Here is a 15,920-nt window from a genome sequence, read left to right on the forward strand (position 1 = left end):
GAATGTTAGTTGAAAAATATTTAATGAAATTGGGGGAATAGAAATATGGATATAGATAAAAAAGAAGAGAAAACCATTAAAAAAGTCTATGAAAATTATGAAAATATAGAAAAGTCCTTGGTTAATCAATTGTTATTGGAAACTCCCAATCAACAACTTACAATGGGAATATACAGAGAAAGGGTCTGGAGAGATTTATTTGAAGAAATTGTTCCTAAAAAATTTTGTATAGATCAGGGAATATTTGTTATGGATTCACATGGACATATATCAGATGAAGTGGATCTAGCTATATTTGATGAACAATATACTCCGTATATTTTCAATTATGGTAAGATAAAATTTATTCCCATAGAAGCAGTGGCAGTAGTTATACAATGCAAAAGCAAAGAGTTAAATAGTTCTGTACTTGAAAGATGGATTGAAAGTATAGATAAACTTACCACATCATTGAATTCAGTAGCAAGGGTTATGACAGGAGTAATTGACAACAATATTAAAAACACAAAGCCAAAAAAATCTCAGACTTCAACGAGGCCAATAAAAATATTATGTTGTATTGGAGAAAATGAAAAAATAGGAGAAAAAATAAGAAATATGTTTGATATTTGTCTTTATGTCAGTAAAGAAATGAATTCTTTAAAAAAAATAATTGAATATGAAAATTGGACATATTATCAATGGTATGAAGAATTAAATCATTTTAAATTGGAAAGGTTTGGAGGCGAGTCCGAATTATACAATGAAAACAAAAATACAAGTGGACAGGAAATAGATAAAAAACTTTCTGACATTAAAATCATTGATAATAAAGGAAATGAAAATGTCATACTTTCATTGATATTTCAGCTGAATCAACTTCTTATGCTTATTAATAATCCCATGTTGTTTCCACATGAATCCTATGCTAGAATGTTTAATGAAATTGGAGGAAAATTGGATGAAAAAAATGTTTGAATATTTAGCTTTAGTATTTATTGTATCCAACTTATTCTGTGGACAAGTTGTTTATGCGGATACAAATACTGATAATAAAATAATTGAAAATCAAAACAATATAATGGAAAAGTATCTGAATTTAGAGAGTAAATACAATGCACTTAAAGAAGAATGGTCAGATGAAAAAATTCAGCTTGAAGATAAAAAAAGAAATGTTGATTTAAATATGATTAAAATAATTACAATAATTTCAGGAATTATTGTTCTTGGAGGTGTGTTTGGACCTATTGGGATAAGAAAATATATTATGCACAGAGTTAGTGAAACTGTGGACAAAAGAGTGAAAAGTGAAGTTAAAAAAATAGTGGAGAATTATGAAAAAGAAGTATAAATCAAGAAAAATAAACAATTATGTATTATATCCTTTCAGGAAGATGATAATAAAATGATTGCTCCAATATTGGAAAGATTCAGGAATAAAGAATATGTATATGTAAATAACGATGCCAAAGATCACATAAATAAATTACCTCTAGATTCAAAAAAACCAAAAAAAATTGACGCTGTTATTTTTAATAACATAAATAACAATTTGGATAATCTGGATGAGATACATATAAAAAATATTAAATACACCGTAGAAAAAATGAAGTCAAATAATGATTATTTAGTATATTTAGGGCTAAAAAAAGGAAGGTTTGATCTTGGACAATATAGTGTGGGAATAAAAAACGTGAACTATGCTAACTCGGAGATAACGCTGTATGCCAATTTGATGAATGCATTGAAATATCAGGATGATGTTTTATTAAATAAATGGTAAAATTCGTATTTGAAGTTAAAAGTTTATGGTAAAGAGTGAAAAGTAGCAAGTTCGGAAAGGCCTTCACTATGAGGTCGAACATTAATATAAAGATGGGAAATAGTTTAATAAAAAGGCAGAGCTTTTAGCTCTGTTTTCTATATATTAAACGGAATAGGGTATAGCATTCTGCCAACAGATATGTGATAATTATACTGAACGGTAGTTTGTTTCCGCTTTGCCAGTAATGTCAGCTCTTCGTCACGGAAAAAACTTAACCGGATGCCCTCTTTCCTTTGGGGTTCATGGGAACTAATGGAAAAGTTATTTAACCATGACTCATCACCTATAAAAATATGCACTTATAGATAAGTGTATATTTTGAATAATGTAAGTAAAAGGACAGAATCGAAAAAAGTTGATTTTAAAGTAATAACCAAAGAAGTTGAATTAGTGAGAGAAAAAAATCATGCAGAAAATTAGACTGGTTATAGGGTTATAGATAGCAATATTTTTGTAAGTGCATTTTGAGGAAGTAAGAATGCAAAATTTTTAGTTAAAGAAATTTTTAATGATGAGTATGACTTGATTATAAGTGAAGAACAGCTCAGAGAAATAGATGAGGTATTGAGAAGACCTAAATTTACTAAATATATTCTTACATGGGAGATTAAAGAGCTTATAAGCTTATTATCTTTGAAAATTATTGTCCCGGCAATATATGATAAAATTAATGATTGCAGGGATAAAAAAGATAATATGATATTAGAGGAAGCAGTATACGGAAATGCTGAATATATTATTACAGGTGATGAGGATCTGCTTGTATTAAATCCATATAAGTGGATTAAGATTTATACATTGAAAGAATTCTTAATTCAGATGTATGATTTGTAAAATGTTTTTGGAGATGGTGGCAAATCCCACTCTGTAATTTTGGGGGGACTGATTTAAATACAAAGAAATGGAAATTAATTATGCCTGACAGAGCAGTGCTTATGTGTATGTCATAAATATAGAACGGGGCAGTGACCCTGCTCCATTTTATGCAATTATGAGGTTTTGTTTATATCCTTTAAGTTCCGTATTCAGTGATAAAAATAATGGATGTTTTGGAGTGCCTGTTTTGTTGATTTCAAGGCAATATAATTTATAGTCTTTTAAAAGTGATAAAACCTTAGAAGCTCTATTGCAGAAATCACTCCCATTTCCCCAGGCGGCAATTATTTTATCCGCATTTTCTACAGCTTTTAAAATATAAAGGTCATTTTCCCTGCCTACAGGGTCAGAAATACTTTTCAAGTATTTTGTATCAGTGGATCTGTATGCAAAGAGATTTACTATTTCTAATGAGCCAAAGTTCCAGTGCTTTGCAAAAGAGATGCACTTTCTTACAGTGCTGTCATCTTGAAAAGCATCCGCTGTGCTTGGATTCAACAATATAAAAACCACTCTGCCTAAATTTTCATTCCATACCCGGGATAGGGTGTATCTGTATTTACCCGTAAGATCTATAAAAGCATATTTCTTCATGTGACAACATCTCCCTCTAAAAATTTCTTTATAAATACATATTCTTTAGTAATGTTGAATAATCCTGCTGTAAATCACACTCTCAAAATAATGAACAAAATATTTTTATCCACAGTGTGGATTATTATAATTTATTTTGATAAAATGAAGATAATGAATATGTGCTTCAATGTATAGGAACTTATGTTCTGGTAAATACTAATAATACAGTAATATATTATTAGGAGGAAGATGATATGCCGGAGGATAGAGTTCATCATGAACACGACGTAGGCTACAAGTATATATTTTCCCACAAGGAAACATTTCTGGAGTTGTTGAGGGGATTTGTCAAAAAGGATTGGGTTAACTTGATAAAAAGTGAAGATCTAATGCTTGTAGATAAATCTTATATACTTGAAGATTTCAGTGAGGAAGAATCGGATATTGTATACAAGGTAAATATAGAAGGGCAGGAAGTGATATTTTACATCCTTCTTGAATTCCAATCCAGAGTGGATTACAGGATGCCCATGAGGCTGTTGTTTTATATAGTGGAGATATGGAGAGAGATACTGAAGAATACTTCAAAAGATGACAGGCGCAGAAAGGATTTCAGACTGCCTGCAGTTGTTCCCATGGTACTTTACAATGGTAAAAATAAATGGACTGCTTACAGAAATTTTAGGGATGTATTAAGCGGCAGTGAGTTGTTTGGTGAAAATATAATAGATTTCAGATATATATTGTTTGATATTTACAGATATGATGAAAGCCAGCTTGAGAGTATGGCTAACATGGTATCTACTGTATTTCTGCTGGACAAGGAAATAAGTAAAGAGGATTTGATGAAGAGGCTCAGACTGACGGCATATGTTCTTAAAAAGATAACCCCTGAGCAATTTGACATACTTAAAATCTGGCTGAAGGGTATAATGAAACCCAGGTTGGACAGAGAATCTAAAATAAAGGTAGAACAAATATTGGAAAAATCCAGTCAAGGGGAGGTGGATTCTATGGTATCTAATTTAGGTAAGACTATAGACAATATTATAAGAGAGGGCAGAGAAACAGGTTTGGAAGAAGGTAGAAAAACAGGTTTGGAAGAGGGCAGAAAAGAAGGCAGAAAAGAAGGCAGAAAAGAAGGCAGAAAAGATGGATTACTTCAGGGACTGAAAAAATTATTGGGTATTAAGTTTTCTGATACTTCCTATATGAGTAAAATAGAAGGGATAGAGGATGAAAATACTTTGAACTCTGTATTTGAGGATGCAGTTAAGAGTAATTCCATTGAGGAGTTTAAAGAAAAGTTGAGACAAAGAAAATTGAATTAATGTATGGGGACTGACTCTTATACAAAAAAATGGAAACCATGTATGTCCACCGGGTCTGAAGTTATAAGTAAGAAAGAAGTGATATTTTGGATTTTATAAGTAAAAGTGATATGGAGAAAATCAGGAGTGCAGGTGAAAAGCGAAGAGTGAAACTGCCTGATGGTACATTTGTTCCTGCACTGGGCCAGGGAACCTGGTATCTTGGTGAAAATCCTTCAGCAAGAGAAGGTGAGATCAAAACTCTGAGACTTGGAATAGAACTGGGCATGACCCTTGTAGATACTGCGGAAATGTATGGTGACGGTGCCTCTGAGCTTCTGGTGGGTGAGGCAGTAAGGGGAATTAGAGACAGTATATTTCTGGTTTCAAAAGTATATCCCCACAATGCAGGGTTGAAAAATATATTTACTGCCTGTGAGAACAGTTTGAAAAGGCTTGGCACGGATCATATGGATCTTTATCTTCTTCACTGGAGAGGAAGTGTACCTTTTCAGGAAACTATAGACTGCATGGAAAAGCTTAAAAAGCAGGGGAAGATTTTGAGATGGGGGGTATCCAATCTTGACACAGCCGATATAGAAGAACTTATGTCCTGCAGGGGCAGTGAAAACTGTATGGTCAATCAGGTGCTCTACCATCTGGGTTCACGGGGTATTGAATTTGATCTGCTGCCCTGGCAGAGAAAGCGTAATATTCCAGTTATGGCCTATTGTCCAATAGCCAAAGGCGGAAGGCTGAGAAAAGAGCTGCTGGAAGATGAAATTCTAAATGAAATAGCAGTGAAATATAATGCAAAACCCCTTCAGGTGCTTCTGGCATGGGTTATAAGAGAAAATGATGTAATTGCAATTCCCAAGGCTTCCAGTAAAGAGCATGTTATAGAAAATGCACAAGCTGCATCCGTTATTCTGTCAGAGGAGGATGTGGATAAACTTGACGGGGTATTTCCAAAGCCGGATAAAAAAGTAAGACTTGAGATATTATAACGGAGGCGGTGGGAACTGTCCTCACACATGTTCCGTTAAGGACGGCACCATCAGTCAGTCTTTATTTAGAAATAAAGCTGGCTGATGGTCTTGATTTTTTATAAAGATAAATATATCGCTGGAAAAATTTCATGGCATTTTATATTAGTAATATAAATAAGGGCTGCTTCAAAATTATAGTTTATGGCTTGAGAACTGATAATTTGGAATTTCATATACGAGGCAGCTATTGCAGTATATTAAGGCATTGTATATAGAACTGATGGGGTCGGGATACTGCATTTAGGTATTTTTTTCGTATTATGTCTTGTTTTTCCATGGAAATATTTTTATAATATATATGGATGGAAAATTTAATGAAAAGGTTTGAATTGATATTGACAAAAGAATAAATTCCCCGGGGGAATGACAATGGTTTTTCAGCTGCTGAAGGCTTTTTTACAGTAAGGTTTGACTGAGTTGGATGTTGGAGAAATCACTTGTACAAGCTTTTGATGATTATAGCAGTTGGATTAAATATGGTTGGTGTTGATGGAATTAAGATGGAAGATTGTCTGTCTGCAATTATTGCAGCTCCTGTTTTATGCTGGATGGCAGTGATGATGTGAAATATTAAATTCTATAATGGGTTTTTCCCATTGAATTATTGGAATTATTCCTTTAGGGCAGTTAGGATGTAATGCAGCCAGGGATGAACATTATTTTCTGTCAAATGTTACATATGATATTATATGGGGAGAGGATGAGTGGGTGATATGCAGAAATCAAAGTTGGTTAATAATGCGACCCTGATAGTTATCGCTGGTTTTTCCACTGCTTTTATTTACTTCTGCATCAATTATGCACATATATTTTTGCATAATTCTGAATATTTACTTTATAATTTGTTTTATAATCATATATTCTATGTATTGATAGACCATAAAATTATAATATTTCTTATGGAAATATTATGGATGCTTATCCTATATATAATAGTAAAAAAATATGCCAGGGTGAAGTTTTTTTTTGCCATGACGGTTATTGTACTTAATTTGATTTACATAATATGGAGGATAAAATATACTATACCTACAACCAGCAAAATAGGAATGGTTCTTGGTGTTGCACTTATATTATCAGAATTATTGGGTTTTTTTCAATCCACCATATACAGCATATTATTTTATAAACCCTACAAGCCCAAAGAAATGAAAATGGAGGATTTAAATAGACTTCCAACCATTGATGTGCTTATAATGACCTACAATGAACCTACATATGTTTTAAGGAAAACCATTGCAGGATGTCTGAATATTGAATACCCGGATAATCTGTTGAATATTTATATATGTGATGATGGGCATAGAGATGAAATCGAAAAGCTGGCAGGGTTCTTTAAAATACACTATGTAACAAGAGAAAATAATGATTTCGCAAAAGCGGGTAATATAAATAATGCTTTATCCAATTATTGCAGGGGAGAATTATTTTCCGTACTTGATGCGGACATGATCCCAAAGCCCAATTATTTAAAAAAAATGGTAGGCTATTTTAAAGAAAACAATGTAGGGTTTATCCAGTCACCGCAGGTTTTTTATAATCCGGATCCCTTTCAATACAATTTGAATCTGGATGATAAAATTCCAAATGAACAGGATTTTTTTATGAGAGAAGTACAGGCCGGCAGGGCAAGGTACAATGCACTGTTTCATGTGGGAACGAATGCATTATTTAGCAGAAAGGCTATAGATGATATTGGCGGCATACCTACTGGCAGTATAACTGAAGATATGGCAACGGGAATGCTGCTGCAGGCCAGAGGATATAAATCGGTATTTGTCAATGAAATACTGGCAGTGGGATTATCTGCTGAATATTACAAGGATTTTGCAAAGCAGCGCAAGAGATGGTGCAGGGGAAATATACAGGTGTCAAAAAAGTGGAATCCACTGACTATGAAGGGACTGACCTTTATCCAGAGACTGCTGTATTTTAGTGGAATTTTGTATTGGTATTCAGGTGTATCAAAAATGATCTACATTTTGTGCCCTATAATATATCTTATATTTGGCACTCTTATAATAAAAGCCAGTACAATGCAGCTGCTGCAGTTTTTTGTACCTTCATACGTATCTTATATTTTGATGTTTAAATCACATTCATCCCAATATAGATCTTTAATTCTCAATCATATATATGAATGTGCCACATCTCCATTTTTGGCGTTGGCTTCTTTATCGGAACTTATATTTGCAAGGGAATTGAAGTTTAATGTGACGTTAAAAGGCCACATAAAGAGAAATATCTTTGTGAGCTGGGGTTTGCTGGTGCCTCAGTTGGTATTGTTTATAATGACCATACTGGGATTTGGAATAAGCTTAAATAAAAATTTTGCCGTCAATTCAATAGAACTAAAGGAATCCATAACCATCAACATAATATGGGCGGGCTACAACCTTATTGGAATAGTAATGACAATGCTGCTGTCCCTGGAGAAGCCCAGATATAGAAGCTCGGAAAGGAGAATAGTGGATTGTAAAAGTAGTTTGATTCTTTCAGACTCAACAGCGCTTAATTGTAGGATAAATGATATAAGTGATTCGGGAATAGGAATCAGTATCAACAGCAATAAATTAGGCCATCTTGATGTAGGCGATATCATAAAAATAAAAATAGGTGAAGGTGATGCATTCTGCAGGATATTAAGGTGCCGGGAAAATAATTTTGGATGCAGGTTTATCAACTTATCTAGGGAGCAATATCTTAATATCGTAAAATATGAATTTCACAATGAAAATGGATATTACAGTGTTGAAAAGCAGAGTTTTGCCTACAACAAGCTGGAAGGTAAAGATGATAATAAATTAGAACCCATGGATGATGATATATTCAAAAGTAATGTTGTCACTGCTGCTTTTCCCGGGGTGAGCATTAAAGAAGCACCTGAAGCGAATTATATTGCTGCAAAACCAATTGAAAATGAAGTTATCACAGAAAATCAGAATGACATTAAAACCGGATACTATGCAAACCTGCCGGCAGATGTAATTTTAAAAGATATTGCAAAATTAAATGACACCCAGATTACAATAATAAAAATGTATAAAGAAATTACAGATCTAAAGGAACAATTAAAAAACAATCAGAGAGACTGACAAAAAAATGTAAGGGGGTCAGACCTCCTTACATTTTTTTACATTTGGTTTTTATTTGAACATGAGTCCGTTTATTATCTGTTCTGTAATCATGAGAGCTCCCTTCAGTCCCAGGTGGGTTTTGGGTATAACATCCACATATCCCATGGAGGGAAGAGATATTTCAATTCCGCTGAAGATATGACCCTTCAGTTTAAGCATTGCAATTGTATTTCCATTGGCAAATACCAGTTCGCTTTTCGTATCTAATATATCTGACCCCAAGGTATTTTCAAGGTTGAAGCTTTTCAGCAGCTCCTTTGTCTTTTTTTTGAAAAGACTGCTCTGTTCATTCAGTACTGATGCGCTTTCCAGTATCATTCCGAAATATTTTACAATAAATGAAGTATAGGAATATATTTCTGAAAATGTTCCTTCAACTGCAAAATTCACACCTTTAGGAAGACCGGTGAGGGAATTCACCCTGGATACATTCACATAGGCATCAGCTCTGGATTTTTCGCTTTCTATCATAAATGGGGAAGGATCTTTTCTCATTATTCTGCATATGTCCCGGATGAATTTTTCTGTTGCCTTAAATCCTATGGGCGGTCCATCACATATGTAAAATGGAGTCCCATACATCTTTTCCAGGAGTTTGGCCGTATTATATCCGTATTCAGGGTTCATCACGATATTGAGACTTGCCCCAGGAACATTCTCAAGGCTTTCAAGACTGCATTCCGAGCATAAAAAGCAATTGATTTCAATATGGCACATTTTAAACAGCCTCTTTATTTCTGCTATGTCCCCTCTGTAATTTTTGTGAAATATGGAGAGACCCAAAATATTAACCTTTTCAGTTTTTACTTTGCTTTTCGGAAAACAGAGCTGTTTGAATATTTCCATAGCTGCCGTTTCGAAACCCATGCATATGTTGTCCGAAAATCCGGGAGTTTCAACTGTAATATATCTTTTGTTTTTAATAGTTTGGCTGACTATTTCTTTCAGATCATCACCTATAAGAGACGCTCCGGGAGAATTTATCACCGCAAGCAGATCAAAGGATATGTTGTCACGCAGGAATTCAAGAGCCTCTCCCAGCTTTTCCCTGCTGCCATAGACATAATCCCTGCTGTCCAGATAGGTGCAGGGGACCCTGGGCTGGCCGAAATACCACTTTTCAGGGTAGCTTAAAGGGTCGAATTCAAGCTGGTGTATGCTCTGGCTGTCGGATATGGCGCTGTGGTAAAATTTACATCCTGTGGGACCGTTTATGAGAACCACTGTGCGGTCAATTCCTTCCACAGCAAAAATAAGGCCTGAAAAACTATCTGGTGTAATATTTCTTAAATAATTGTTCATCATTTTTCCACTCCCCCCTTAAATCTAATTTTATCAATTTAGCCCAGCGTGCTGCTAAATTCAAGCCTGAATAAAAACCTGCATCCGGACACATGGGAATAGTATCTGATATATAAGTTCCGTATTCAGATGAAAATTCATAATTTGAAAGTACAATATCCGGACGGTATTTTTTTATATCGGGTTCCCTGTTTTCTCTGTTATAATTTTCCTCTACATTAAAATTTATTCCTAGATTGCTCCTGAAGCCTGAATCCTGAGAAAAATTGAGTATACCAATCTTTACAATTTCAATTCCTATGTCAAGAACGGTTTTTAATATCCAGTCAAGGCTGTGATTGTAGGTAATAATCAGCAGTTTTTTCCCTGCCAGTATGGGCTTTAGTTTTTCTATTTCCCGAATATACAGCTTTTCATTACAGTTTATAATTTTAACAGCTTCATCCTTTTTCCCAAAAAATTCGCCTATGCTTTTCAGCCATTTTTTTGTTTCTTCAAAGCCCACAGGGAAGGGTTCATTTAGAAATTTGCAGTTATATTTACTGATAAAAAAATTTTTAAGGATTTTTCCGGTATAGTCATTGTAAGCAAGAATATTGAGGGATGCCGACAGAAAATTTTCAAGCCTGTCATATGTAGTTTGGCACAGGAAGCGGCAGTTTACACTTATGCCCATATCAGATAAAAAGTTTTCAATCACTTTAAAATTACTGTTTGTGTTTTTGGCAACAACTTTTTCAAACACAATATTAACTGTATAGGGGACAACAGCAGCATCTTTTTTTATAATTCTTTCCGCCAGGGTTGTATAGCACATCAGCATGCCCTGAAGATAATCACCTGCTATATTGCCGTCGGCTTTAATTGTGATAATGGGCATATCATCTTCCTGAAGATATTCCACACTGCTTATATCATCACCTATTATGCCGGCGGGACATGAACTTATTATAATGACTGCCTTTGGTTTTTTTTGCTTTATTTCCTTGATTTTATTGGCGAGGACTTCGGTGCCTCCGAAGATCATTTCCGCCTCCTTCATATTGGTGCATTCCAAATTAGGAGAAATGGAAACAGGCAGCAGGGAACCCCTTTCAAATAGTCCCCGTCTTCCCGGAGAGCTGATGGTCTGGTATGATATATATGCGCAGCTTTTTGGAGAATGGGCAAGAACCACTGCATCTTTTATGTGTATGCTCATAGTTACGGCACCGTTGAAAGCACATCCGTGGAGAGGTTCGCTGCATATAATGCTTTTTGATAAATAACGGTTCGGGTTGGTTACATCTGTTGAATCCTCCCTTTTAAAGCTTTTATCACCTGAAGGTGTAATAATGGAGGAAATGGAAACATGGGTATCTGGGGAACAGGTTTTTTCTGTATTCAGCACAACGTGCTCCAGCATTTCATCGGACAGGGGTTTTGATTCATAAAGTGTGCATCCGGCTATGATTTTTTGTGCCAGATGATTGAATATATGTGTGATGTGGGAGTCTTTAAATTTTTCCGCCAGTGTCATGTTGGACTTTTCAGATAGGGCAAACTCATCGCTTCTCGGAATTCTGGCACATATGGGCAGATCTACAGCTTCCGCAAATCTCTTTATCCTGGTGTCTTCATCATAAATATTTCTCTGGTTATATATGATTCCTGCTATTCGTCTTTCCTTATTGTCGTAGTTTAATACGCCCCGCAGTATATTGTTTGCTGCATATAATGACATATATTCTCCGGATGTCACAAGAAATATGGTGTCTGCATATTCTCTTCGGATTGGCACTGCAAATCCGCCGCATACCACATCACCCAGTACATCATAAAGTATCATATCATAATCATTTTTAATTTTGAAACTGTCAAGAAGCTCAAAAGTTGTAATAATACCTCTTCCTGCACATCCTACGCCTGGGGTGGGGCCTCCTGCCTCAACGCATCCTATATTGCAGAAACCATTAAATAATATATCATCTATTTTATAATTGATTGGATTTGTGCTTCTTATGTAATCAAGTGCCGTTGTGATCTTCTTCCCGTGCATAAGAAGTCTGGTTGAATCATGTTTTGGATCACAGCCGATTTGAAGTATCCTTTTACCTGAAAGAGCAATGCAGGCGGATAAATTTGCAGCAATTGTGGATTTCCCGATTCCACCCTTTCCATATATTGCAATTTGTTTCATTGCATGTCACCTCTTTGTAATTTTTAATAAAAGTGCCCAAAGTGAAAATATATTGTATATTCATATTGCTAATAATAATCTATCATATATGCAGCGGAATTGTAAATACTGCATGAGACCTGTTCCAGAGCAGATGCATGCCGGGAGAATGCAGTATAATATCTGTATGGTACAGGTATATTTCAGGGATACTTATGTGGAAATTACAGTTGTTTCTGATTTTTCTATCATGCTGCGGTGTATGTGTCCGGCAAAGTGGATTATGGTGTCCCCCAGTTCAGGATCTATATGTGTGTCTCCCAGACATGAAAAGCCATGCCAGTATTTTGCAGCACTGTCACCGGCCTCCTGCCCCAGTTTTTTCCCTTTCAGATATTTGGGTATATTGTATAAATTGCCACAGGGAGTTGTGTTTAACACTTCTGTTTTCAATATGCTTCCCTGTTTATCTGCAAAAAGCCTCAATCTGGGTTTTCCTATTTTGAATTCATCTATAAATTTATTTATTATGCTGAATTCACCTTTGCCCAGCGCACAAAAAGGTTTGGGAAAAGAATACTGGATTTTGTATTTTTCACACTCCTGTATGACCTTCTGTTTTACCCATTTTGTAAGCCAGTTTTTGTTTTCAAGAGGAACAATGAGGGCTCTGCTTTTGCTCTGGCTTATGAGTCGCGGAAGTTCCATGAGAATATCTTCATGTATTCCGATGGCAATGGTCAGTTGGTGGGTTTCAAATTTTGGAGGAAGATAATTTAATGGATCATCTAAAAACAGCGGGTATTCATTTGGAAGATGAAAAATTTCTATACTGCTGCTGTTTTTGATTTCAGGTTCCAGGTGATTGTCCATGACGTATTTTAGATTTGGTATGAATTTTTTATTTGCAAATATACCGTCTGTCTTTATACAGGATCCTCTTTGGGAAAATTTTTCACTGCCCCGGGAGCAGATAATTTGAATTTTCATGAAAAGTACCTCCTTTTTAAATATATTTACTTTATTATACAATAATTTTATAAGAAACAGTATGGGCTGAATTCCAGCATGAGAGGTATTTGAAAACAAGATTCTGGCTGCTTGATTGAGAGCAGTTTATATGAGCTTGAAAGTCCTGGGGGAAAAGGTGAAGGAAGCTGTTATCTGGCATCAATTTCTAGTTGATTAGTGAAAGGACAGCTTCACCATCCCATAAAGTTTGTGCAGAAAGTTGAAAAAAGTATATTATTCGTTGTAAAATAAAGCTGTTACAAATGGGGAAAATTAATTGAAAGGATTTAACAGCATGATTCACACAGTTTTATCAACACTAATTCAAGTTATTGTTCCATTGTCCATACCTGTAATTGCAGGAGTACTTCTTGTACGTTTTAAAAATCTAGATACAAAGCATTTAGTAACATTGGTCTTATATTATTTAACTCCGGGAATGATTTTTCAGGCTCTAATCACTGCACAGGTTTCCTGGGGAGATGTTTATAAGACTCTTTCATTTAGCATTGTTAATCTTGCACTCATGTGGGCTGCAGCCAATATATTAGGTAAGGTACTAAAATTATCCTCTCCCAATATTGCAGGGCTTACCCTTGTATCAACCATGACAAACAGTATGAATTATGGTCTGCCGCTTGTTTTGCTTGCTTTTGGAAAGCTGGGATTGGATAAGGCATCTATTTACGTAGTTACTCAAATGATTATTGTAAATACAATTGGCGTTTATTTTGCAGCACGCTCCAGTTTTTCTGTAAAAGATGCAGTAAAATCAGTATTCTCGCTTCCAGCTATTTATGCAGCAGTATTGGCTGTTTTACTGCGTGCTCTTAATCTTGATTTACCCGGTGGTATTGGGAAGGGCATCAGTATGATCAGTCAGGCATATTCTCCCATAGTTCTGGCTATATTGGGGGCTCAAATGGCAGGAGTGAAAAATTCTGATCTGAAGCAGGGAGCCCGGGCAGCATTCTGGTCCGGTATGGTATCAAGGATGGTTCTGTCGCCGGTTATAGCATGTTTTTGTTTATACATACTGAATATAAGAGGAATGCTTTATTCAGTTCTCTTCATTTTAGCATCCATGCCGGTGGCGGTTAATTCCGTCATATTAGCGGAAAAATTCCATGCCTCTCCGGGGATTGTTTCAAAGTGTATTTTATGGACAACCCTTGCGTCCTTTATTCTGCTGCCTATTTTTATTGCACTGGTAAAATAATTACAAAAAATGTCAGGGGGTCTGACCCCGATACAAAAAATGTCAGGGGGTCTGACCCCAATACAAAAAATGGAAATTATTACTCCGGTGTCAGGAGGTCAGGCCCCCTGACAAAAAAATGTATGAACAAGATATTTTTATCCACAGTGTGGATTATTATAATTTATTTTGATAGAATTAAGACGATGACAAAGTTTAAACTTGATGATATCTTGGATAATGCAAGTAAAAGAACAGAACCGGGAAAAATTCCTCTTTAAGTAATAACCAGAGAAGTTGAATTAGTGAGAGAGTTTTTTAATTGAGATGCGGGATTTATAAGGAGTATTTTTATAAAATATATAATGTGATATCCAGGAGGATACAACAGGAGGATACAAAATGATAGGCGTAATTGTTAATACCATGGCTGTTATAGCAGGCAGCACTATAGGATTGTTGTTTAAAAAGGGAATCCCTGATAAAATTATTGATCAGGTTATGATCGGAATAGGCTTATGTACTATTTATATTGGAATATCGGGAACATTAAAGGGCAAAAATACCCTGATACTTATAATTTCCATTGTCATAGGTACTGTCATAGGAACATGGATTGATATTGACAGGAGAATAAATGTCCTGGGGGAGTATATTGAGAAACATTTCAAAAAATCTTCTGACAATGCTGTTTCAGTTGCCGAAGGCTTTGTTACAGCCAGCCTTTTATTTTGTATAGGTGCAATGACTATTGTGGGCTCATTGAACGCAGGCCTTACCGGGGATAATACAATGCTTTTTACAAAATCCGTACTTGATTTGATATCTTCTGTAGTACTTTCTGTAAGCCTTGGTGTAGGTGTATTATTTTCTGCCTCTTTTGTTTTCTTATTTCAGGGTGCCATTGTTTTTCTGGCACAGTTTTTGCAGCCGGTTCTAACTGATTCAGCTATTGCAGAAATTACTTGTACAGGCTCTCTGATGATTATAGCACTTGGATTAAATATAATTGGTGTTGCTAAAATTAAGGTGGCAAATTATTTACCTGCAATTATTGTGACTCCGGTTTTATGCTGGATAGCAACACTGATGAAATAAACTCTGTGCTGAAGGGAACCTGATACCTTGAGGGATCTGCAGGGGTCTGACCCCCTGACAAAAAATGTATGGGGGTCAGACCCCGTTACAAAAAATGGAAGAAACAAAGTATCTGGTTTTGGAATGTGCAAAAACCAGATACTTTTTAACAGCTGAAGTGTATACTTATCATACAAATATTGACTTACAAATATTGACTTAATTTTGATTTTCTGCAGTTGGTCTCACTACATTTTACCTTCCATTTTATTTCTGGCTTTAATGATATCATGTTCTTGAAGTCCTGTAATTTCTTTTATCTCTCCCATGCCTATGCCTTTATCCAGCAGATCCTTGGCCTTTTCCATGGCCTTTTCATGTAATCCTTTATTTTTATGCCATTCCACACTTGTTCCTCCCCT

The 15,920-nt window shown here is 35.4% G+C and carries 14 protein-coding genes and 1 pseudogene; 10 read left to right on the forward strand and 5 right to left on the reverse strand.

The window, feature by feature from the left end; genetic code table 11:
* Positions 1 to 45: 45 nt before the first annotated feature.
* The 4 genes and pseudogenes from ACYUJ6_RS02850 to ACYUJ6_RS02865 form a co-directional block, all read left to right on the forward strand.
* The gene (locus tag ACYUJ6_RS02850; protein WP_461844371.1) at positions 46 to 957 is read left to right on the forward strand and encodes a DUF6602 domain-containing protein; all 912 of its coding nucleotides are present in this window, start codon (positions 46 to 48) and stop codon (positions 955 to 957) included.
* Positions 941 to 1,330 carry a hypothetical protein gene (locus tag ACYUJ6_RS02855; RefSeq protein ID WP_461844372.1) on the forward strand — a complete coding sequence of 130 codons (390 nt, stop codon included), beginning with the start codon at positions 941 to 943 and terminating at the stop codon, positions 1,328 to 1,330. The genes ACYUJ6_RS02850 and ACYUJ6_RS02855 overlap by 17 nt, the downstream gene beginning before the upstream one ends.
* Positions 1,331 to 1,762 carry an NARF domain-containing protein gene (locus tag ACYUJ6_RS02860; RefSeq protein ID WP_461845419.1) on the forward strand — a complete coding sequence of 144 codons (432 nt, stop codon included), beginning with the start codon at positions 1,331 to 1,333 and terminating at the stop codon, positions 1,760 to 1,762.
* Between the two features lie 531 nt (positions 1,763 to 2,293).
* A pseudogene (locus tag ACYUJ6_RS02865) lies at positions 2,294 to 2,638 on the forward strand (putative toxin-antitoxin system toxin component, PIN family); the annotation flags it as partial.
* A gap of 147 nt (positions 2,639 to 2,785) precedes the next feature.
* Here the strand turns inward: ACYUJ6_RS02865 and ACYUJ6_RS02870 are convergent.
* Positions 2,786 to 3,274: a DUF1643 domain-containing protein gene (locus ACYUJ6_RS02870; protein ID WP_461844373.1), complete on the reverse strand. Its 489-nt coding sequence runs from the start codon at positions 3,272 to 3,274 to the stop codon at positions 2,786 to 2,788.
* Positions 3,275 to 3,510: 236 nt separating this feature from the next.
* Between ACYUJ6_RS02870 and ACYUJ6_RS02875 the strand changes: the two genes are divergently transcribed.
* From ACYUJ6_RS02875 to ACYUJ6_RS02890, 4 genes are all read left to right on the forward strand, one after another.
* Positions 3,511 to 4,587 carry an Rpn family recombination-promoting nuclease/putative transposase gene (locus tag ACYUJ6_RS02875; RefSeq protein WP_461844374.1) on the forward strand — a complete coding sequence of 359 codons (1,077 nt, stop codon included), beginning with the start codon at positions 3,511 to 3,513 and terminating at the stop codon, positions 4,585 to 4,587.
* A 110-nt stretch (positions 4,588 to 4,697) separates the two neighbouring features.
* Positions 4,698 to 5,573, forward strand: coding sequence for an aldo/keto reductase (locus ACYUJ6_RS02880; protein ID WP_461845420.1), 876 nt, complete (start codon positions 4,698 to 4,700; stop codon positions 5,571 to 5,573).
* A gap of 479 nt (positions 5,574 to 6,052) precedes the next feature.
* Positions 6,053 to 6,181: a hypothetical protein gene (locus ACYUJ6_RS02885; RefSeq protein WP_461844375.1), complete on the forward strand. Its 129-nt coding sequence runs from the start codon at positions 6,053 to 6,055 to the stop codon at positions 6,179 to 6,181.
* Between the two features lie 348 nt (positions 6,182 to 6,529).
* The gene (locus ACYUJ6_RS02890; RefSeq protein WP_461844376.1) at positions 6,530 to 8,710 is read left to right on the forward strand and encodes a glycosyltransferase family 2 protein; all 2,181 of its coding nucleotides are present in this window, start codon (positions 6,530 to 6,532) and stop codon (positions 8,708 to 8,710) included.
* Positions 8,711 to 8,761: 51 nt separating this feature from the next.
* On the opposite strand, the gene ACYUJ6_RS02895 is transcribed toward ACYUJ6_RS02890, so the two are convergent.
* The 3 genes from ACYUJ6_RS02895 to ACYUJ6_RS02905 all read right to left on the reverse strand — a co-directional run bounded on the left by ACYUJ6_RS02895 (position 8,762) and on the right by ACYUJ6_RS02905 (position 13,202).
* Positions 8,762 to 10,057, reverse strand: coding sequence for a nitrogenase component 1 (locus tag ACYUJ6_RS02895; protein ID WP_461844377.1), 1,296 nt, complete (start codon positions 10,055 to 10,057; stop codon positions 8,762 to 8,764).
* Positions 10,020 to 12,233: a nitrogenase component 1 gene (locus ACYUJ6_RS02900; RefSeq protein WP_461844378.1), complete on the reverse strand. Its 2,214-nt coding sequence runs from the start codon at positions 12,231 to 12,233 to the stop codon at positions 10,020 to 10,022. The genes ACYUJ6_RS02895 and ACYUJ6_RS02900 overlap by 38 nt, the downstream gene beginning before the upstream one ends.
* Before the next feature lie 192 nt (positions 12,234 to 12,425).
* Positions 12,426 to 13,202: a DUF166 domain-containing protein gene (locus ACYUJ6_RS02905; RefSeq protein ID WP_461844379.1), complete on the reverse strand. Its 777-nt coding sequence runs from the start codon at positions 13,200 to 13,202 to the stop codon at positions 12,426 to 12,428.
* Positions 13,203 to 13,500: 298 nt separating this feature from the next.
* On the opposite strand from ACYUJ6_RS02905, the gene ACYUJ6_RS02910 reads away from it, so the two are divergent.
* Together ACYUJ6_RS02910 and ACYUJ6_RS02915 are read left to right on the forward strand one after the other, a co-directional pair.
* Positions 13,501 to 14,442 carry an AEC family transporter gene (locus ACYUJ6_RS02910; RefSeq protein WP_461844380.1) on the forward strand — a complete coding sequence of 314 codons (942 nt, stop codon included), beginning with the start codon at positions 13,501 to 13,503 and terminating at the stop codon, positions 14,440 to 14,442.
* 381 nt (positions 14,443 to 14,823) lie between these two features.
* Complete coding sequence (locus tag ACYUJ6_RS02915) at positions 14,824 to 15,519, forward strand: DUF554 domain-containing protein (protein ID WP_461844381.1); 696 nt, start codon at positions 14,824 to 14,826, stop codon at positions 15,517 to 15,519.
* 227 nt (positions 15,520 to 15,746) lie between these two features.
* Here ACYUJ6_RS02915 and ACYUJ6_RS02920 read toward each other — a convergent pair whose 3' ends face one another.
* Complete coding sequence (locus ACYUJ6_RS02920) at positions 15,747 to 15,905, reverse strand: hypothetical protein (RefSeq protein WP_461844382.1); 159 nt, start codon at positions 15,903 to 15,905, stop codon at positions 15,747 to 15,749.
* Between the last annotated feature and the right edge of the window lie 15 nt (positions 15,906 to 15,920).

This window comes from Clostridium sp. JNZ X4-2 (genome assembly GCF_054889485.1).

What these genes read in the sequence shown, in the direction of transcription:
- ACYUJ6_RS02850 (WP_461844371.1), top strand. Translation starts at nt 46, where the DNA reads ATGGATATAGATAAAAAAGAAGAGAAAACCATTAAAAAAGTCTATGAA.
- ACYUJ6_RS02890 (WP_461844376.1), top strand. Translation starts at nt 6,530, where the DNA reads ATGCTTATCCTATATATAATAGTAAAAAAATATGCCAGGGTGAAGTTT.
- ACYUJ6_RS02855 (WP_461844372.1), top strand. Translation starts at nt 941, where the DNA reads ATGAAAAAAATGTTTGAATATTTAGCTTTAGTATTTATTGTATCCAAC.
- ACYUJ6_RS02915 (WP_461844381.1), top strand. Translation starts at nt 14,824, where the DNA reads ATGATAGGCGTAATTGTTAATACCATGGCTGTTATAGCAGGCAGCACT.
- ACYUJ6_RS02900 (WP_461844378.1), bottom strand. Translation starts at nt 12,233, where the DNA reads ATGAAACAAATTGCAATATATGGAAAGGGTGGAATCGGGAAATCCACA.
- ACYUJ6_RS02875 (WP_461844374.1), top strand. Translation starts at nt 3,511, where the DNA reads ATGCCGGAGGATAGAGTTCATCATGAACACGACGTAGGCTACAAGTAT.
- ACYUJ6_RS02880 (WP_461845420.1), top strand. Translation starts at nt 4,698, where the DNA reads ATGGAGAAAATCAGGAGTGCAGGTGAAAAGCGAAGAGTGAAACTGCCT.
- ACYUJ6_RS02870 (WP_461844373.1), bottom strand. Translation starts at nt 3,274, where the DNA reads ATGAAGAAATATGCTTTTATAGATCTTACGGGTAAATACAGATACACC.
- ACYUJ6_RS02905 (WP_461844379.1), bottom strand. Translation starts at nt 13,202, where the DNA reads ATGAAAATTCAAATTATCTGCTCCCGGGGCAGTGAAAAATTTTCCCAA.
- ACYUJ6_RS02895 (WP_461844377.1), bottom strand. Translation starts at nt 10,057, where the DNA reads ATGATGAACAATTATTTAAGAAATATTACACCAGATAGTTTTTCAGGC.